General features: G+C 65.3%; 3 protein-coding genes. All 3 read left to right on the top strand.

Annotated features, from left to right (window positions below; genetic code table 11):
• Positions 1-96 precede the first annotated feature (96 nt).
• Complete coding sequence (locus tag B2W70_RS03595; RefSeq protein ID WP_286742938.1) at positions 97-1,617, top strand: class I adenylate-forming enzyme family protein; 1,521 nt, start codon at positions 97-99, stop codon at positions 1,615-1,617.
• Between the two features lie 23 nt (positions 1,618-1,640).
• Positions 1,641-2,246, top strand: a complete 606-nt coding sequence (locus B2W70_RS03590; protein ID WP_200964319.1) for an HAD family hydrolase — start codon at positions 1,641-1,643, stop codon at positions 2,244-2,246.
• A 3-nt stretch (positions 2,247-2,249) separates the two neighbouring features.
• Positions 2,250-3,365: FAD-dependent monooxygenase (locus tag B2W70_RS03585; protein ID WP_286742937.1), on the top strand; the 1,116-nt coding region annotated here is incomplete at its 3' end.

The following is a 3,365-nucleotide window of genomic DNA, read 5'->3' as shown; positions in this document are numbered from 1 at the left end:
CCCGCCTCCCCCCTGCCCCGCCCCCGAAAACACCACCGTCATGCACGGTGGCGGGGACCACTTTTGCCCGCCACCCCCACGCAACAGGAGCCCAACATGCCAGCTCAACATCAGACAGACGGATTCATTCACCGGTTCATCGGCTTCGCCAAGAGCCACCCGCAGGCCACGGCCATCGACGCGCTGGACGAAGGTCGCTCGTGCACCTACGCCGAGTTGCACGAGATGGCAACCCAGCGCTGCGGAACCTTGCATGCCTTGAGCCAATCCTGCGGAACGCGCGTTCTGCTGTGCATGCCTTCGGGGATCGAGCTGGTCGCCAACTACCTGGCCATCGTCGGCGCAGGCCTGGTGCCCGTGCTGATCAACGACAAGCTCACCGCAGCGGAATTGCGGGAACTGGCGCTGGCCAGCACGCCGTCGATGGTGGTCACCACGACGGCACTGGCGGTGCGCCATCAGGGCACCTGGTCCATGTTGGGCGAACTCTCGGCGCTCATCACGGTGGACGAAGGCCCCTGTGTGCCGCTGCCGCCCAACGTCAGGCACATTGCGCTGCCCTCGCAAACCCCTGAGGCCCGGCCATTGCGCTTGCCGCAGGCCGACGACGTGGTGACCATCCAGTTCACCTACAAGGGCCTGGGCGAACCGCTGGGTGTGGCGCACCGCTACGGCGCGCTGAGCCTGTCGGCAGCAGGCCTGCTGAAGTCGATGCGCCCGATGGGCGTGGGAACGGTTCACCTGGTCGGCCTGCCGCTGTACGCGGTCTACGGCCTGGTGGTGCTGATGGTGATGCCGTTGAGCATCGGCTCCACGATGCTGATCACCTCGACGCTGTCCAGGCGAGACATCGCCGAGGTGCTGTCACAACACCAGGTTGCCTTTGCCTGCCTCGTGCCCGAGCTGGTTCGCATGCTCAACCACCAGCTCTCTGAAAGAGCGGCCCGAGGAGACGCAACACCCCCCCTGCACCCAGACCTGATGCTGTACTCGGGCGGCAGCCGCCTGGCGCCCGACGCGGCGCGAGAGCTGTCGCAACGCCTGCCTGCTCACCAGGTGCTCCAGGGCTACGGCATGACCGAGTGCCTGCCTGTGATCGTGCAGAGCTATGTCGGCGCCTGCAAGCCAGACACCCTGGGTCGGGCCATCCCTGGCGTGCAACTGCGCGTGGTCGATGGCGAAGGACAGGACGTGCCCGACGGCACGCTGGGAGAGCTCTGGATCGGCGGCCCAACCGTCTGCTCGGGCTACTTGAACAACGCCGAAGCAGACAGGCAGTTTTTCTGCGAAGGGTGGCTCAAGTCTGGAGACCTGGTTGTGCGAGACGAGGCTGGCCACGTGCACTTCATCGGCATGCGTTTGCGCATCACCAAAGTGCGCAGCCAGATGGTCGACCTCGCAGAGGTCGAACAAGCCGCACGCGAATGGCCCAACGTGCGCGCTGCACGGGCGCACGCGGAACGCGACGCGCTGGGTCAGACCAGCCTGTCGCTGAGCGTGGTGTGCGATGCCATCGACCAGGAAGCACTGCTCAAGCACCTCGGAGAGCGCCTGTCGGCGCACAAGCTGCCGCGCAACATCGTCGTGGTCACCGAGGCCCTGGCCACCGCAGCATGAGCAAACCAATGCCCCCATCTGCCATGAACGACCGCCCGGGCCTGGCCGTGTTCGATTTCGACGGGACGCTCTCCGATCGGCACACCTTCTGGCGCTACCTGAGGTTCATCGCCACGCCGCCGGTGTTCTGGACCAAGGTGCTGTGCTTCCTTTTGCCCGAGATCCTGGGCGTGTTGCTGGGGCGGCGCAAGCTCATGGATGCGCGCGCGGGGTTCATCGGCTTGTTCCTGTCAGGCATGTCGAACGACGTTGAAGCAGGCCATGCGCAGCGCTTCATACAAGGCCCGCTTCGCAACTGGATCCGGCCTCAGGCCCTGCGACGCCTGGCCTGGCATCAAGCCCAAGGTCACCTCACGGTGCTGGTGAGCAACGCGCCCGAGAACTACCTGGTGGACTGGGGCAAGTCAGTCGGCTTCGACCACGTTTGCGGCACCCGCTTGCGCACGGAGAAAGGCCACCTCACAGGCGAAGTGGACGGCGACAACTGCGTCAACGCCGAAAAGGTGCGCCGACTCACCCAGACCGTCGGTCGACTCGACCAGTGGTTCATCTATGCCTACGGCGACAGCGACGGCGACACCGAGCTGCTGGCTGCTGCCGACCGCCCCTTTTATCGCAACTGGTACTGACCCATGCAAGCGCATCGTTCACCCCAATCCAACGGCGTTGTGCTCATCGCCGGAGCCGGCCCGATCGGCATGACGCTGGCGTTGCAGCTGCAACGCTTTGGCATCCCCTACCGGATCATCGAACGCAACGCCGGGCCATCGACCGAGACCAAGGCGCTGGCCCTGCACTCGCGCACGCTGGACATCTTCTGCGACCTCGGCATCGCGAAGGACGCGGTCGAGACGGGTCACGCGATCAAGTACTTCCGTGTGCAGTCACGCGGCAAAACCATCTTGCGCTACGACTTCACGCTGCTCGATGCGGCGCACCCGCTGTTGCTGAGCCTGCCCCAGCCCCAGACCGAGCGCTTGCTGATGAATCGTTTGAGCGAGCTGGGCGGGCGCATCGAGTGGCAGACAGAGCTGCTGGACATGCGCGACGAGGGCACGCACGTCATGGCGACACTGAAGAAGCCCTCGGGAGAGCGGGAGTCGATCAAGGTGTCGTGGCTGATCGGCTCCGATGGCGCGCGCAGCACGGTCCGCAAACAACTTGGCCTGAGCTTCGATGGCGAGCACTACATGCGGCACTTCATGCTGGCCGACATGGACATCCGCTGGAACGGCTGGCACGACGAGGGCGTGTTTTTCCTGGGGGAGCGCGAAGGCTACGTCGCCGTGGCGCCACTGGACGACCAGGGTCGCTACCGTCTGTTCGTGGAGATCCCTCGTGAGCTGCCGCCTGAAGGCCAGCGCATGCCCTTGACCGTGGAGAGCTTCCAACAGCTGTGCGACGGCCGAGGTCAGTTGATGAAGCTGTCCAACCCGTCGTCGGAAACCATGGCGGCGTTCCAGCATCGGCGCACAAACACCCAGCGGGTCGGCCGCGTGTTCCTGGTCGGTGATGCCACCCACATCGGCAGCCCGATCGGCGGACAGTGGATGAACCTGGGCATCTCGGAAGCTTACAACCTGGCCTGGAAAATCGCCCACGTTCACGCGGGCAGCCTGCCCGAGCGGGTGCTCGACACCTATGACAGCGAGCGGCACCCGATTGCGCTCGAGGCCGAGAAGACCGCTCACACGCTCACCCGGCTGTTGACCCTGAGGTCGCGGTGGCTGGTCGGCCTGCGTGACACC

The sequence above is a fragment of the Aquabacterium sp. UBA2148 genome (assembly GCF_002328915.1).
Lineage (GTDB): Bacteria > Pseudomonadota > Gammaproteobacteria > Burkholderiales > Burkholderiaceae_C > Aquabacterium > Aquabacterium parvum.
Note: the sequence above shows the minus strand (reverse complement) of the source record. Positions and strands in the feature narration are given on the sequence as shown.

Bases quoted from the DNA above. Each gene is read 5' to 3' on its own strand.
- B2W70_RS03590 (WP_200964319.1), top strand. From the start codon at position 1,641: ATGAACGACCGCCCGGGCCTGGCCGTGTTCGATTTCGACGGGACGCTC.
- B2W70_RS03595 (WP_286742938.1), top strand. From the start codon at position 97: ATGCCAGCTCAACATCAGACAGACGGATTCATTCACCGGTTCATCGGC.